At 42.7% G+C, this 16,429-nt stretch carries 13 protein-coding genes; 12 read left to right on the forward strand and 1 reads right to left on the reverse strand.

The window, feature by feature from the left end; genetic code table 11:
• Window positions 1–581 precede the first annotated feature (581 nt).
• The 12 genes from L5220_RS12130 to L5220_RS12185 all read left to right on the forward strand — a co-directional run bounded on the left by L5220_RS12130 (window position 582) and on the right by L5220_RS12185 (window position 15,618).
• A complete protein-coding gene (locus tag L5220_RS12130) occupies window positions 582–1,718 on the forward strand; it encodes a glycosyltransferase (RefSeq protein WP_499573868.1) in 1,137 nt (378 codons plus the stop codon).
• On the forward strand, window positions 1,708–2,916 hold the full coding sequence (locus tag L5220_RS12135; protein WP_499573870.1) for a glycosyltransferase: 1,209 nt from the start codon (window positions 1,708–1,710) through the stop codon (window positions 2,914–2,916). Before L5220_RS12130 ends, L5220_RS12135 begins: the two co-directional genes overlap by 11 nt.
• The gene (locus L5220_RS12140; protein ID WP_499573872.1) at window positions 2,913–3,995 is read left to right on the forward strand and encodes a glycosyltransferase family 4 protein; all 1,083 of its coding nucleotides are present in this window, start codon (window positions 2,913–2,915) and stop codon (window positions 3,993–3,995) included. The genes L5220_RS12135 and L5220_RS12140 overlap by 4 nt, the downstream gene beginning before the upstream one ends.
• 147 nt (window positions 3,996–4,142) lie before the next feature.
• The gene (locus L5220_RS12145) at window positions 4,143–4,991 is read left to right on the forward strand and encodes a class I SAM-dependent methyltransferase (RefSeq protein ID WP_499573873.1); all 849 of its coding nucleotides are present in this window, start codon (window positions 4,143–4,145) and stop codon (window positions 4,989–4,991) included.
• 167 nt (window positions 4,992–5,158) lie between these two features.
• Window positions 5,159–7,123, forward strand: coding sequence for an asparagine synthase (glutamine-hydrolyzing) (asnB, locus tag L5220_RS12150; protein ID WP_499573874.1), 1,965 nt, complete (start codon window positions 5,159–5,161; stop codon window positions 7,121–7,123).
• Between the two features lie 10 nt (window positions 7,124–7,133).
• Window positions 7,134–8,192, forward strand: coding sequence for an EpsG family protein (locus tag L5220_RS12155; RefSeq protein WP_499573876.1), 1,059 nt, complete (start codon window positions 7,134–7,136; stop codon window positions 8,190–8,192).
• 1 nt (window position 8,193) lies between these two features.
• Entirely contained in the window at window positions 8,194–9,348 is a 1,155-nt protein-coding gene (locus tag L5220_RS12160; protein ID WP_499573878.1) for a glycosyltransferase family 4 protein, read from the forward strand.
• Between the two features lie 34 nt (window positions 9,349–9,382).
• Complete coding sequence (gene tviB / locus L5220_RS12165) at window positions 9,383–10,681, forward strand: Vi polysaccharide biosynthesis UDP-N-acetylglucosamine C-6 dehydrogenase TviB (RefSeq protein ID WP_499573880.1); 1,299 nt, start codon at window positions 9,383–9,385, stop codon at window positions 10,679–10,681.
• A 16-nt stretch (window positions 10,682–10,697) separates the two neighbouring features.
• A complete protein-coding gene (locus L5220_RS12170; RefSeq protein WP_499573883.1) occupies window positions 10,698–11,720 on the forward strand; it encodes an NAD-dependent epimerase in 1,023 nt (340 codons plus the stop codon).
• A 116-nt stretch (window positions 11,721–11,836) separates the two neighbouring features.
• Complete coding sequence (locus L5220_RS12175) at window positions 11,837–14,125, forward strand: polysaccharide biosynthesis tyrosine autokinase (protein WP_499573884.1); 2,289 nt, start codon at window positions 11,837–11,839, stop codon at window positions 14,123–14,125.
• A gap of 239 nt (window positions 14,126–14,364) precedes the next feature.
• The gene (locus tag L5220_RS12180; protein ID WP_499497899.1) at window positions 14,365–15,453 is read left to right on the forward strand and encodes a CobW family GTP-binding protein; all 1,089 of its coding nucleotides are present in this window, start codon (window positions 14,365–14,367) and stop codon (window positions 15,451–15,453) included.
• Between the two features lie 12 nt (window positions 15,454–15,465).
• Complete coding sequence (locus L5220_RS12185) at window positions 15,466–15,618, forward strand: DUF2256 domain-containing protein (protein ID WP_099798050.1); 153 nt, start codon at window positions 15,466–15,468, stop codon at window positions 15,616–15,618.
• A gap of 88 nt (window positions 15,619–15,706) precedes the next feature.
• Here the strand turns inward: L5220_RS12185 and L5220_RS12190 are convergent, their stop codons facing one another.
• The gene (locus tag L5220_RS12190) at window positions 15,707–16,258 is read right to left on the reverse strand and encodes an IS200/IS605 family accessory protein TnpB-related protein (RefSeq protein WP_499573886.1); all 552 of its coding nucleotides are present in this window, start codon (window positions 16,256–16,258) and stop codon (window positions 15,707–15,709) included.
• Window positions 16,259–16,429: the final 171 nt, after the last annotated feature.

Genomic DNA, 16,429 nt, shown 5'->3' on the forward strand with positions numbered 1-16,429 from the left:
TTCCGATCTAAATCGCCTCGGTTGTCTTTGCTTCCACTATAAGAATCAATTCTCCCGCAACATCGGTATAATCTTCAACCTCAATTCCAGGTAGGTTTAGTAGATCAGTTAGAAGTAGCTGCATATCTCAGATTTCGTATAGCATGTTACATTAGCATACCAAGTCCGATAGATCCATCTAGGCTCACCTCTTCCACCTGTGTTATCACCCCAAAAGACTGCTTGCTTCAACACTTCAATTATCTCTTCCTGTTGATGACTGTCAATGATTTCGATGGTTTGCCAGTTTCAATGGGGCGAGCGGTACCTAAGAGGGGCTTAACTGCAGAGAAATATTAAGTTTTGTTGCAGGATTCGACACCTGTGAACTAGAAAATCGTCAAATTATACTTCTCCATCATTACACTTTTAGGACGATCTTAGACATCATCAGAACAAGATGTGATAATATTAACTTGTGGTTTTATTACCTTCTCACAATGTTCATCGCTTAACTCCTTTAGATATTGGAGGAGTTAAACTTCTAGTTAAATTTCTATAGGTCTTGGCCTACGACTTTATGGCTATCGAGGAGATGTTACTTGAATAATCCTGAGTACAATCAGATACATAGAAACTACAAATTGATCTGTATTCTTTTACCTGACTTCCGAGGTGGAGGCGTTGAACAAGTTAGACTCCAGTTAGGCAAAAGTTTTATTGAGCAAGGATTTTCTATTGAATATTTGCTTTGCTCTGCCAAGGGTGAGTTTTTAGAAGAAGCACAAATTCAATGCCCAGTAACGCCATTAGATATATCTAATTTTCGACACATTTTGTTTCCTCTAGTAAAATATTTAAGAGATAAAAAACCTGAGGTTCTTTTAGTGGCAATGTGGCCACTTACTGTTATTGCTCCCCTAGTAAAGCTATTTCCTAAGGTAAATACAAAAATCGTTGTTTCAGAACACTGTATGTTAAGTCAACAATATAAAGACTGGGGTAAGAAGCATAGATTTTTACTCAAGTTATCAAGTATTATAGGATATCGCCTTGCTGATGCTCGTATTGCTGTTTCACAGGGTGTCGCTCAGGACATGAGTGCTTTAGCGAAGCTTCCAGTAGAACAAATCACTGTAATAAATAACCCACTACGCTTGCTTAATTGTCCAGCAAATCAGGAACTAAAGAATGCTGAGTTTGTTTGGCGGCGACCTAGAGGGCAGCGAATTCTTACCGTTGGAACCTTAAAAGAGCAAAAGAATCATGCGCTCTTATTGTATGCTTTTGCTAAACTTTCTCTACCACAAAGCTGCTTAATGTTAGTAGGAAGGGGTCATCTAGAGAAGGAATTATACTCACTGGCAGAAGAACTAAAAATAATCGATAAAATTATTTTTGCAGGGTTTCATACAAATCCTGCACCTTTTTACTATACAGCTGATCTATTCGTACTTTCATCGAACTATGAGGGCTTTGGTAATGTTATTGTTGAGGCTTTAGCATGTGGCTTGCCAGTTGTCTCTACAGATTGCCCTAGCGGCCCAAGAGAAATTCTTGAGGATGGTAAATATGGTAAGCTGGTACCTGTTGGAAATGCTGATGCCCTTGCTGCTGCTATGCTAGAAACACTGACTAATCCTCCCGATCCTAATTTCTTAAAGCAACGAGCAGCAGATTTTAGTGTCGAGAAAATCGCAAAGCAATATCTATCAGTAATGTTTTCAGATGAGTACTAGAGTTCTTTATATTACCTACGATGGGTTGTTAGAGCCGCTAGGCCAGTCTCAAGTTTTACGTTACCTTGAGGGGTTAAGTAGTTCGTATGAAATCTATATTCTTAGCTTTGAGAAAAGCCATGATTGGAACAACGACACAGAACGAGATCGTCTAAAAAAGCAAGTAAGTGCAAAACAGATTCATTGGATACCACTAAAATACCACAAATCACCTACTATTTTAGCGACCAGCTTTGACATATTGCAAGGCTTACTTGTTGCTTTTGTATTAATAGTTGTTAAACGTATTAAAATTATTCATGCCCGAAGTTATGTACCTTCAATTATTGCGCTAGCATTAAGAAAAATTCTAGGTGTAAAATTCATTTTTGATATGCGCGGGTTTTGGGCTGATGAACGCGTTGATGCTGATCTTTGGGCAAAAGATAGCTGGTTATATTTAACAGCCAAGTGGTTTGAAAAGCAGTTTCTTCTCAGTGCAGATTCAGTTGTTTCTTTAACAAAAGCAGCAATTGATGAAATCAATAAACTTACATATCTAAAAAATAAAAATTTATCGATAGTCTATATTACTACGTGCACTGATTTAAATTTATTTAACATTAACAAAAAAAAAATATTTTTAAATAAAAATAAACTAATAGTTGGCTATGTTGGTTCGGCTAGTGGATGGTATCTCTTTGATAAAGCAGTAAAATTTTTTAAACACCTTCAAAATGAAAATAGTAATGGCTGTTTTTTTAAGATTATCAATAAAGGAGAGCACCATTATATAATCCAGAAAATAGAACAAGAACAGATAAACCCTAATAGCTTTTCAATTGAATCTGCATTACCATCTTCCATCCCTCAAAAGTATGCTGAAATGCACTTAGTAATATTTTTTATTAAGCCTGCTTACTCTAAAATTGCTTCAAGCCCTACTAAGCTTGGAGAACTTTTAGCTTGTGGCCTTCCATGCGTTACTAATGACGGTATTGGTGATATGACAGAAATTATAGAGACTGAAAAAGTAGGAGTAGTTCTCAGGAATTTTGATGATTTATCAATGGTTGAAGCTGTAAATAATATAATTGACTTATTAAATGATAGTGAGTTAAGTAAGCGATGTCGTTACACAGCAGAAAAATATTTCTCTCTTGAAGAAGGGATTGAAAAATATAAGCAAATCTACTCTCAACTTGAAAACAAGCGATGAAAATTTTATTTCTCACAAAATATGATCGCTGCGGAGCTAGCAGCCGATATCGGTATTTCCAGTATTATGAAAAGCTACAAAAAGCTGGCTTTATCTGCTATACAGCGGCATTATTTAATCAAAATTATGTTACTCACCTATATCAGAGTAGTTTTCTGAAATACTTGGATGCTTTTCAGTCATTTTTTAAACGTTTATTAACATTAATAAAATTAAATAAATTCGATATTGTGATAATTGAGAAAGAAATATTTCCTTATTTTCCTGCAATTTTTGAGAGTTTTATTAAAAATTTGAATATTCCTGTAATTGTTGATTATGATGATGCTCTTTTTCATCAATATGATTGCCATCAATTAAGAATAATTAGAAATATACTTGGCTCTAAAATTGCTTCTGTTATGCGATGTGCAGACTTAGTAACAGTTGGCAATTCTTACCTTGCTGAATATGCACTAAAAGCTGGTGCACCATGGGTAGAAATTCTTCCAACTACTATTGATTTGGAAAAGTATAAAAGCATGAAAAAACATACTAAAACTAATACTGTGAAAATTGCTTGGATTGGCACTCCAAAAACAGAGCACTATCTCCAAGAGATTAATCTGGCTTTAGAAAGCGTAGCGCTTAGTTGTCCGATTGAATTACATGTAATTGGTGGTCGCTCAACAAGTATTCCTGGTGTTACTGTCAATATACGCCCTTGGGCAGAAAAAACAGAAGTCAGCGAACTGCTGGAATGCGATATTGGCATTATGCCTTTACCTGATAAGCCGTGGGAGCGGGGCAAGTGTGGTCTTAAGTTAATTCAGTATATGGCCTGTGGCTTGCCTGTAGTTGCATCTCCTGTTGGGGTTAATGCTGAAATTGTTATTCATGGTGTGACGGGATTTTTAGCCTCAAATCATGAGGAGTGGGTCTGTACCCTCAAAACCTTAATTCAAGATACTGAGCTACGTATTCAAATGGGAAAGGTAGGTCGTCAGCGAGTTGAGCAATGCTATTGCTTACAGGTTACTGCCCCAAAATTTATTCACTTGTTAGAGTTAGTACTTGCTAATCATCAAAGACGGCATTAAGCTAATGTGCAGACTCATCATATTGATAAAGTTTGATAAATTTCTGAATTTCAGAGTTAAAATTCAGCCGATCAAAGCATTTGAATGGTCAAATAATGTAATTACCATTGAATTTTTAATATTCGAACGGAAAAGGTGGCAGAAGGTATGTCAGAGCCTAAAAATTTACATGAAAATATAGATCCTGAAGTTGTTCGTGGTTTCGGCGACGAGTGGTCTAGATTCACTTATAGAAACTTTAACGAGCAAGTGCTAGAGCAAATGTTTTCGGATTACTTTTCTTTACTTGACTGGTCAAGATTACCGCCTAGAGCTGTGTGTGCAGATTTAGGCTGTGGTAGTGGTCGTTGGTCTAAATTTGTAGCTCAACGGGTTGGCCATCTCATTCTAGTTGATGCTAGTCCAGAAGCTTTAGAGATTGCAAAAATAAATCTCAAGCACTTTACAAATGTTAGCTTTATCAATTCTTCTATTGAAGATTTACCTATAGAGAATGAATCTCTAGATTTTGCATTTTGCCTTGGCGTTCTTCACCATATGCCTAATCCGGTAGCAGGTATTCATAGCATTGCTGCTAAGCTTAAAAAAGGTGCTCCATGTTTAATTTATGTTTATTACGCATTTGATAACCGTTGCTTTTTCTATCAAGTTTTATGGTGGTGTAGTGATTGGATACGTCGCTTAGTATCTCGCTTACCTTATATTTTGCGCTTTTTCATTAGTCAAATTATAAGTACATTTATTTATTGGCCATTGGCAAGAACAGCATTGCTTTTAGATTATTTGCATGTACTACCTGATTCTTGGCCATTAGCATATTATCGTGATAAACCATTTTATGTAATGAGAAATGATGCCCTAGATCGATTTGGAACACAACTAGAGCAGCGCTTTAGTCGATTTGAAATTAGTGAAATGCTAACTAATGCTGGCTTTACTGATATTCGCTTTTCAGATCATCCACCTTATTGGTGTACACTGGCCATTAAGAGTTAGTTTATCTGATGTGCCTAGGGTAACCATGTAGCTAAGATTGCAGCTACTCAGATCAATCAGTAAACTCTTGGTAAATCGAATAATCAATCGGCTTATAGCTACTACCTTAATCTTCGTTCATCTGCTAGAGTCAGTAGTAACTAATTATCAGAGGCAATGTTAAGCAGATGTGTGGTCTTGTTGGGTTAATGAGCCTTGGTGAGTCTCTGGACTTGAGGTCAACGGTTCAAACGATGGTGGCAACTCTCTATCATCGTGGTCCCGACGATGAGGGAACGTGGATCGATGAATCGGCCGGAATTGCGTTGGGGCACCGTCGTCTGGCCATTTTAGATCTCTCGCCAGCAGGGCATCAGCCCATGGTCTCCGCCTGTGGCCGCTATGTCTTGGTCTTTAATGGTGAAATTTATAACCATTTGGATCTGCGACAGTTGCTGACAAGCATTGGTGCTGCGCCTGCTTGGCGGGGTCACTCGGATACAGAAACCCTCTTAGCAGCATTTGCTCACTGGGGCATTGAAGCCACCCTAAAGCGCACAGTGGGCATGTTTGCTCTTGCTCTGTGGGATCGTTCAGAACGAACCTTAACCTTAGCGCGCGATCGCATCGGGGAAAAGCCCCTTTACTACGGCTGGGTCAATAATGCGTTTGTGTTTGCCTCTGAACTAAAAGCATTGCGAGCTTGCCCTAATTTTCAAAATTCAATTAATCGCCAAGCACTCACATTATATTTACGTTACAATTATGTTCCCTCACCTTACAGCATTTACGAGCACATTTGGAAGCTACCTGCGGGCACTTACCTTCAGTTACCTACTAACGCCTTGGTAAAAGGCATCCAAGGAGAGCCGCAAGCCTACTGGTCGTTACAAGCAGCTGTTGAGCAAGGTTTAGCTGACCCGTTTCAAGGAACAGAGCAAGAAGCTGCAGATGAGCTGGAGCGACTGCTGCGGCAAAGTTTGCAAGGCCAACTCCTAGCCGATGTTCCTCTGGGCGCATTTTTGTCTGGGGGGGTTGATTCTTCTACGGTTGTGGCCTTGATGCAAAGTCAATCTGCTCAACCGGTCAAGACTTTTTCCATTGGTTTTTACGAAGATCAGTATAACGAAGCACAGTATGCTAAAGCGGTAGCTGCCCATCTAGGCACAGATCACACAGAATACTACCTGACAGGTCAAGATGCTCGGGATGTCATCCCCAAGTTACCAACCCTTTATGATGAGCCTTTTGCCGATTCATCGCAAATTCCCACTTTTTTAGTCTCGATGATCGCTCGCCAGCACGTAACTGTGGCACTTTCCGGTGATGGTGGGGACGAGCTATTTGGAGGCTATACGCGGTATTTTTTGGCTCCAAGTATTTGGCAAAAAATACAATTACTCCCAGCACCCATACGTACAATGTTAGCAACTGCACTTCAAGTTCTACCTCCAAGGCAATGGGATCAATTGTTGGGCGGTATCAACCGCTTCTTACCCAAACACTTAAGATATACAACTATTGGCGATAAAATCAGTAAACTAGCTAAGCTTTGTGAGCTAAGGTCGCAAGATAGTGTTTATCTTTCCTTTTTATCGCATTTTGATCCACCTTCAAAGATAGTCATTGATGGCAAGGAGCCAACGTCACTACCCATTGAACCACCCAGTTGGTTGTCTGGATTGCCATTCGAGTCATACATGATGATACTAGATGTGCTCACGTATCTTCCTGATGATATTTTGGCTAAGGTAGATCGGGCAGCAATGGGGGTTAGCTTAGAAACCCGCATTCCTCTGTTAGATCACCGCATTGTTGAATTTGCCTGTGCTGTGCCGCTATCGATGAAAATCAAGCAGCAAACAGGAAAACACATTCTGCGTCATATCCTTTATCAGCATGTTCCTAAAGAACTCATTGAACGGCCAAAGATGGGATTTGGTGTTCCTATTGCCCAGTGGCTACGCCATGAACTACGAGAGTGGGTCGAGGACTTATTGAACCCTACACGACTCAAACAAGAGGGTTTTTTATATCCTGAATCTATTTGGCAGTACTGGCAAGAACATCGTCAAGGATATCGCAACTGGGCTTCTCAGCTTTGGGATATTTTAATGTTTCAGGCATGGCTAGAAAACAACCGTTCAGTGTAATGACTTGCTTATGTTTCCGTATTTTCTAGTATTTGCCCTAACCAGCTTCCCGATCATTATCGAAGTACCCCAGTGGTATAAAGTCTTTCTTTTTTGTGTTTATGTATTGTTTATTGGCTTGCGTTTTGAAGTAGGCGGAGATTGGGTAGGATATCTTTATATTTTTGAGAGCGTTAAATCTACACCTTGGTTTGGATATGAAACTATATTTTATGATCCCGGTTACTATTGGATTAATAAGATTGCTATTGCCTTAAATCAAGATATATATTTTGTTAATTTCTGCTTGGCTATCATTTTTGTTTCCTGTCTTTTCAGCTTTTGCAATAAATTAAAAAATCCATACTTAGGTCTAAGTGTCGCATTTCCTTATTTGACTACAGTTGTAGCAATGGGATACACACGTCAAGCTGCCGCTATTGGCTTTGAGCTGTTAGCTATTCTTGCACTTATTGAAAATAAGTGGGTAAAGTTTTTTATGTATCTGTTCCTAGCTTTTTTGTTTCATAAAACTGTAATATTTTTACTTTTAGTCCCACTTTTAATAGAAATAATAAAGTTAATTAAAGAAAAAAAAGTAATTAATACTATTTATCTAATGATAGTCACTTTTGCTTTGTCATCGAGCGCAACAACAATTATAGAATCAACTCCCAAATTTGTCAGCAGCTACATAGAAGGTCAAATGTCATCCTCGGGAGCTTTAATTAGATTATCAATGAATTTATTGCCTGCGATAATCTTTCTCCTAGAGTACTATAGAGGTAAAAATTTCTTCAAACATTCACCAAAGGTTTATCTGGCACTATCTTGGTTAGTTATTTTCTCATTCTCGCTTCTGCTAACAGGCTCAACAACTATTGCCGATCGCCTCGCTTTATACTTAATTCCTATTCAACTCTATGTTTTTGGAAATTTACCGTATCTTTTCTTCCCAAAGCAACGTCAGCTATTTTTTCGTTGGCTCTTGCTAATCATTGGGTACAGTTTTGTGGTACTATGGACATGGCTTCAATTTGCAGATCACGCTTTTGTGTGGCTTCCTTACCGAATGTATCCTTTTATTTAAGATGACGGTTCAATCTGTTTCTAATAGCATTGAATTAAAATCATTGTCAATTTTATTGCTCTGCAACAATGCTCGGATGTTGCTGAACTTTCGGAGTGAGCTCATTGCAGAACTTGCAAATGCAGGCTTAGAGGTGCACTGTTTAGCACCTGATTTTTCTGAGGTAGAGAAATCAAAGCTCAATGCTCTTGGTGCAATTTGTCATAGTTTTTATCTTGTTCGCAATAGCATTAATCCCTTAGATGATATAAAATCCTTTTTTTCATTAGTCAAATTAATGAAACAAGTCAATCCCGATTCTATATTAGCGATTAGCGCGAAGCCAATTATTTGGGGATTATTAGCTTCTAATTTCGTTAATGTCAAATCACGACTTGTCCTATTTACTGGTTTGGGCTATGCATTCACACCGACTGACAAGTTAAAGCAAAATCTATTAAAAAATATTTTAACCTTTTTGTATAAGCTGACGTTACCTTTTGCCCATAAGGTTATTTTCCAGAATCCAGATGATTGTTGCGAGATTAGTCAGCTTTGCGGTCTGAATCAGGATAAAACGCTAGTTATCAAAGGAACTGGAGTTAACCTTCAAGAGTGGCCTTTTTGTCCGCCTCATCTTACGCCTCTGACGTTTACACTTGTTGCAAGATTGCTTATTGAAAAAGGTATCCTTGAATTTTTAGCGGCTGCTCAGCACCTAAAAGCTATCTATCCTCAAGTGCAATTTTGGTTGATTGGTGGGCTAGACACAAACCCAGGTAGCTTATCTCAGTCGCAGATAGATGAATTTATAGCCTCAGGGGTGGTTGAGTGGTTTGGCTTTGTGAATGTCAAGGACTATTTACCCACCACCAGTGTTTTTGTCTTACCGTCTTATCGCGAAGGTGTTCCCCGCAGTACGCAAGAATCCATGGCCATGGGGCGACCGGTCATTACGACTGATGTGCCAGGTTGTCGCGAAACGGTTGTTGATGGCTATAATGGCTTTCTCATTCCACCACGAGATGTCACTGCCCTTATTGAGGCAATGCAGAAGTTTATTGAGAACCCCGATTTGATCCCATCCATGGGCTACAACAGCTACCAGATGGCGGTGGAGCTGTTTGATGTCAGGAAAATTAATGCTCAGTACCTCAAACTACTCCGTGAGTGCTAGTCTTGTTAGGAGCTAAACCTGCAAGCTGTTGTACATGGCTGATTGTTCTATGTCTTTTGACTCTCTAGGAAAACCACAAATTGCTGTCGTTGGGTTGGGTTACGTTGGCTTGCCATTGGCCGTTGAATTCGGCAAGCTCTACCGTACTATTGGCTATGATGTCAATGCACAGCGCATTGCGGAGTTAGCTCAAGGCAGCGACCAAACTGGAGAAGTTAGCAAGGCAGATTTACAAGCCTCTACACTACTGAGCTACACGACCAGTTTAGACGCGCTAAAAACGTGCAACGTCTTTATTATTGCTGTACCGACCCCGATTGATCGCTATAAAATTCCTGACTTAACACCTCTGAAGAAAGCTTCTGCCAGTATTGGCCGAGTGTTATCTGCTAACTGTGTCGTCATTTATGAATCTACAGTTTATCCGGGGGTTACTGAAGAAGTCTGTGTCCCGATTCTGGAGCAGGAATCAGGATTGAGGTTTAATCAGGATTTTTTTGTGGGCTATAGTCCGGAGCGTATTAATCCGGGTGATCAAGAGCACCGTTTAACCACGATTAAAAAGGTCACGTCAGGTTCCACCCCTGAAGTTGCCGACTTCGTCGATCATCTGTATGCGTCAATTATTCCTGCCGGGACTTACAAAGCTAGCTCAATCAAGGTTGCAGAAGCTGCAAAAGTGATTGAAAATATTCAGCGAGACATCAATATTGCTTTTGTGAATGAACTGGCACTCATTTTTAATTTGTTGGAGCTTAATACCGAGGAAGTGTTAGCTGCAGCCAGCACTAAATGGAATTTTCTACCCTTTCGGCCAGGATTAGTGGGAGGGCACTGTATTGGTGTTGATCCCTATTACCTGACCTATAAGGCGATCGCCCACAACTACCATCCTGAGCTGATTTTGGCTGGTCGTCGTATCAATGATAATATGGGCTTTTATGTAGCGGCACAGTTTCTAAAATTATTAGCTAAAAAGGGAATTAGTCTTTCAGAAGCCCGTATTTTAGTCATGGGCTTAACCTTTAAGGAAAACTGTCCAGATCTACGGAACACTCGTGTTGTTGATATTATTGCTGAACTCCAAAGCTATGGTCTGCACGTTGATGTTTATGATCCATGGGTTGATGCCATACAAGCCGAAATAGAATACGGAATTCAGCCTATTCAGCATCTGCAGCCCAATATGTGGGATGGCATTGTGATTGCTGTAGCTCATCAACAATTTCGCGATATGGGGTCTGCTGGAATTCGTCAACTGCTTAAGGCGGAAGGTGTTCTCTATGATGTGAAGTGGATTTTAGCGAAGGACGATGTCGATGGTCGGCTGTAGTTAGGAGACGGCTTGCATGAATATTTTGGTGACTGGCGTTGCGGGCTTTATTGGCAATGCAGTAGCTCTGAAGCTGCTACAGCGGGGCGACATTGTCATTGGCCTTGATAACTTAAACAACTACTATGATGTCAGCCTCAAGAAGGCACGGCTCCAGCGGCTGGAACCGTTTCAGGAAACTCACCAGTTTGTTTTTAGAAAAATCGACTTAGCCGATCGCCAAGATGTAAACCAGCTTTTTGAAGATTATCCGCCACAGCGAGTCATTCACCTTGCGGCTCAAGCGGGGGTGCGCTACTCCATTGAGAATCCTCTAGCCTATATCGATAGTAATATTGTTGGCTTTACCCACATTCTTGAAGGCTGTCGGCACCATGCCGTTGAGCACCTTGTCTATGCCAGTAGTTCAAGCGTCTATGGTGCTAACAAAAAACTCCCCTTCTCTGTTCACGACAATATTGATCATCCCCTGAGCCTGTACGCCGCCACCAAAAAAGCCAATGAACTGATGGCCCATACCTATAGCTACCTTTACGGTATTCCGACCACAGGGTTGCGCTTTTTCACCGTTTATGGCCCTTGGGGGCGACCCGATATGGCACTCTTTAAGTTTACCCAAGCGATCCTCAATGATGAACCATTGCCAGTGTTTAACTATGGCAAGCATCGGCGGGATTTTACCTATATTGATGACATTGTCGAAGGCATTATTCGTGTGCTGGATCGCCCTGCCACCCCCAATCCTCAGTGGGATGGCTATGCCCCGGATCCCGGAACCAGCCTTGCCCCGTGGCGGGTGTACAACATCGGTGCTCACACGCCGGTGGAACTGCTACGCTATATTGAGCTTCTAGAAACTTATCTTGGTAAAAAAGCACAGTTGAACCTTCTGCCCCTACAACCCGGTGATGTCCCCGATACCCATGCTGATGTCTTGGCTCTCAAGGAGGATACCGGCTATGAGCCAACGACCTCCGTCGAGGTTGGTGTGCAGCGATTTGTGGAGTGGTACTGTGACTTTTATCAAATTCAGATCTAGCTGTACTGAGGTTCGCGTTAATGTCACTAGACAGTCGTTATGCAAATGGTAGCTTGGGGGCAGAAGGTCTGTTAATGAGTGACCCTGAGCCTCATTCAGAAAGCCTTCTGCAACCCATGACTGCTGATGAAATCACCATTGGTGAATTTCTAGCGGGCATTAAGCGGCGATGGAAACCTGCGATCATTGCTGGCGTAGTCACTGCAGCAGCATACTTAGGCTACTATTTCCTATTCTTAAGGAGTTATCAGCACACCATTTCGTTACAGGTAGAGGCCATCAAGCCCTTAGGAGCTAGGCAGGGTACCAGTTTAGAGGCTATTCGTGGCCTCATCCAATCGGTACCGAGTCTAGCGCTCCCCTCAGGTGAAGCAGTAGGAGATACCACTACGTTTGTACAAATCCTCAATAGTGATTTAGTCCTCAGGCCGCTCTATGAGCAGTTGGTAGAACAAAATCCCGACTTAGATCCACAAACGTACACCTATCGCGCTTTTCGTAACAGTCTCAGTATTGAGGAGCCAAGATCAACTAGACTATTGGGTAATCGTGGTGATGCCAAAGTGCTTCAAATAACTTTTTCAGCAAATAATAAAAATATAGTAAAAAATGCGCTCGATTTAATTTCAAAAGAGTTGACTCAGTTTAACGAAGCAGAAAAGCAGGAACAGATTTTTCAAAACCTACGATATGTCAATCAAGAAATTCAAAAAACTCTCAGCCAAATTGATGAGCTTGAGGATCAATTGAATCAGTTCCGATCTGAACATCAAGTGCTACGCCCTGATTCTGTGGGTGGAGCTATTGCAGGGGGCATAAGCGGTGGGCAAGGTGGTAGCAGCGATGCAGATCTGTATCGGGTGCAACTTGCAAACTTATTAAAAATTAAAAGTGAAAACGATAGTAAGCTCGAATTTACACGGGAAACGTTTGATGCCTTAAACAGACAATTAAGAATGTCACCTGCAGAAGCGCTTGTGGCTTCAAATTTGAATACATCACAGAATTATAAGAGTCTGCTTGAGAAGTTAACCGATGCAGAGCAACTTTTGGCGCAAGAAATGGCGCGGTTACAGCCTAATTCCCCAACGGTTCGCAGTCTTGAGGAAGAAAGGCGTTTATTATTGGCACAACTCAAGCAGGAAGCTCAACAAATTGCTCGCCGTAATCAAGTCAGTAACCCTGAGAGTCTCATTGGCTATCAAGGGACTGTTACCGAAGCATTAATTGGCAAGTACCTTGAAGCCAAAGTTGAAATGGAATCACTACAACGCATGGATGCTGAGCTTTTGCGGCAAATAGATACTGTGCGCGCAGAGCTAAATCGCATCGTGCGGTTGGCGAATCCCTACCGAAAAATTGAACAGCGCATGGCAGCGGCACAGCAATCTCTGCAGTTGTTACTGCAAACTCGGCAATCGCTACAACTACAAATTGCCCAGCAAGATTTTACATGGCGGCTACTGTCGGATATTGAGGATACTGAGCAGTACACGACAACGATGCGGCTGCTGGTTGCGTTGGCGATCGCTCTTGTTTTAGGGGGCATCTCTGGGGTGGTGCTCGCCCTGCTCTTGGAGCTACTGGATGCGCGGTTTTTGGAGGTGGATCAGGTTCGTCAAAACACCCGTTTGCCGATTGTTGGCCAAGTACCTATTGCCAGTGAATTTGATCAGTATTCGTTTAGCCGTTTGGAAGCCCCTCTGACCCTTTGGGGGCTGCAACACCACCTTGCTGGGGCAACACCAGCGTTTAAGGAAAGTTTTTACTTTCTGCTGAGCCATTTAGAGCAGCTTGGTCTGCAGCGAAGCCTTGCGATTACCTCGGCACAAGCAGGTGAAGGGCGCAGCACTATTGCGGCCTATATGGCTTTAGCCGCAGCCGCCATCGGTAAGCGGGTATTACTCATCGATGCCAATTTACGGCAGCCGGGACTCCATCAGACGTTGGGCATTGCCAACACATCGGGGTTGGCAGACCTTTTGAGTGGGGCATTTCCCCTGCCCGAATGGTCAAGCCTCTTAAGCGCCCAGACCGAAAGGTTGTGGGTGCTGACAGCGGGTCAGCCCCAGCAAGAGCCAATGACACTCCTGAGCAGTGATGCATGGCACGCCTTACTAGACGCTGCCAACGCGGCGTTTGATCTGGTGATTATTGATACTGCTCCCCTACTCTCCTTTGCGGAAACCAATCGCTTATTGGCTAGGGTGGAGCAATCGTTATTTGTGGTTCGCCTCGGCAAAACTAAACGAGATGCCTTTGCAACAGCCCTCAAGGAATATGATCTTGGCCTAAAGGACAAAATATTGGGCATTGTCGTTAATGGCACGGCTGCTGCTAAACAGTCAGAGGCAGAGATTTCGCCAATTCCATCAATGATTACACCAGTGGCAGTCAATACTTAGTCGTTAGCTGATCCGACGGATAGTGCTCGCGGTGTTGCTGAATGTAGTTATGAATTGCCCTCATCCCCACCCCTTATCCCTAGGGAGAAGGGAGCTAAGATTCTTGTTCCCTCTCCTTCGGGAGAGGGCGGCAAGACTCAAACCCGAACATCATACTTCTATTCAGCAACGCCTTGCTCGCTATAATCGTGAAGATAATTTCCATTCGTCCCATTTGTCGTAATTGCTCAAGGATGCCTATGTCTGCGCCAACCCTCACCTCTGCCGTAAGAATGGATGCTCTCAAGCACGGCTTGCCCGTTACAATCATCACCGGCTTTTTGGGGAGTGGCAAAACGACACTCCTGAACCACATCCTCACCAATCAGGAGGGACTAAAAACCGCTGTCCTCGTCAATGAGTTTGGTGAAATTGGCATTGACAATGAGCTACTGGTGGCTAGCGACGACGACATGGTGGAGTTAAACAATGGCTGTGTCTGCTGCACGATTAACAATGACCTTGTTAATGCGGTCTATCGGGTGCTCGAGCGTCAAGACAAGGTGGACTATCTCGTGGTAGAAACGACAGGCTTGGCGGATCCCCTACCGGTTGCCCTCACCTTTATCGGTACCGATTTGCGGGATGTTACCCGCTTGGACTCCATTATTACCGTAGTTGATGCTGAGAATTTTAGCCTTGATCTGTTCAACAGCAGTGCTGCTCAAAGCCAGATTGCCTATGGCGACATTATCCTACTGAATAAAGCAGATCTAGTCAGTGAGGAACGCCTCGCTTATTTGGAATCTCGGATTCGTGAGACTCGCGAAGGTGCCCGCATCATCCGCACCATCAATGCCCAAGTGCCTCTACCCCTCATCCTGAGTGTGGGGTTGTTCCAGAGCGATCGCTATTTCCAGCCGAACCCTGAAGCTCACCATTATGAGACTGCCGAACATGAGTGTGATGAGCACTGCGATCACCCCGATCACCATCATCACGATGATCATGGGCACCACCATCATGCTCACTCAAATCATCTTGAAGAGGATGGCTTTACCTCAGTTTCATTTGAGAGCGATCGCCCCTTTGAACTGCGCAAATTTCAGTATTTTCTAGATCACCAGTTGCCAGAAACAGTGTTTCGCGCTAAAGGCATTCTTTGGTTTAAGGAAAGCCCTCGCCGCCATGTGTTTCATCTCAGTGGTAAACGCTTTAGCTTGGATGATGAGGACTGGAAAGGCACCCCCAAAAATCAACTGGTACTCATTGGCCAACAGCTAGATCACGCCACCTTGTTGGCACAGCTCTCTGAGTGTGTGACTGCTGCTGAGGCAATTGTCAGCTAGGCGTTCATTACCATGGCAAAACAGCGTCGCAAAGCCGAATTGCCTACAAAGGTGTGTCCCGTCTGTGGTCGCCCATTTCAATGGCGTAAAAAGTGGTCAGCCTGCTGGGAAGACGTTAAATACTGTTCTGAGCGGTGCCGCCGTCGTCGTCCGTCCACTCATTAAAGTTCGCAGCAATTCGGCAGGCGTGCTGACCTGTGAACACTGGGTAGTCGTGACACTCCCCGCCGTGGAACGGCGAGGCTTCTCTGAGTTAGGCTAGAGCAAAGCCAATCTGCTCTAACTTGACCTTAGAAGGGGCTGCCACAGCCCCTCTACACACTCCACTCAAATCGATATTGAGCTTTGTGCTTACCTTTCTCATGATGTTGCAGGCTCCATTACAGTCTGCATTGATGAGCCATCCCTGAGCAGTTCGGTACAGCCCTCTAAGAATTCGTTTTCCTGATGCCTTCCACCCTTCAGGTTTTTCACCGAACGTAGGCAAGAAGTCATTATCAAAAAACGAGGCTTGAGACGTATAAGATTCTTCGGTTTCGACTAATCGAATCCCGAAAATTAAACAAAGCTGCTTAATTCGTCTAAACAGCTTGTAGTGCGGAATTTGCACGAACTCCTGATTCGTTTTTGCACCCAAATTGATTTTATCTTTCTGCCCGTTGTTTCGACCGTAGATGATCGTATCGATGTCGTTTTCCAAGCAGAAGTTGACGACCCACCGTGCTGCTTTGTTGATGTAGTCTCGCACGTAGCAATTTCGCTTATGGGTATTAAGTTGGATTCGCTTCGAGGTCGCGCCCTTCATGGATGGCTTGCCATGAGTCAGAATCGATTTGAATTTGGCAACCTGCTTATTGAATCATTGGTTTCGAGATTTCAACCCTCTACCATCCAGCACAAAGGCAAGTCCAGTATTTGTCACGCCGGTCAAGAGGTTATTCAGGCCTGGGTCAAGCGCTAAAACGTTCTCAGGAGA

It is taken from the genome of Synechococcus sp. PCC 6716, from assembly GCF_022570815.1.
Classification (GTDB): Bacteria; Cyanobacteriota; Cyanobacteriia; order Thermosynechococcales; family Thermosynechococcaceae; genus Thermosynechococcus; species Thermosynechococcus lividus.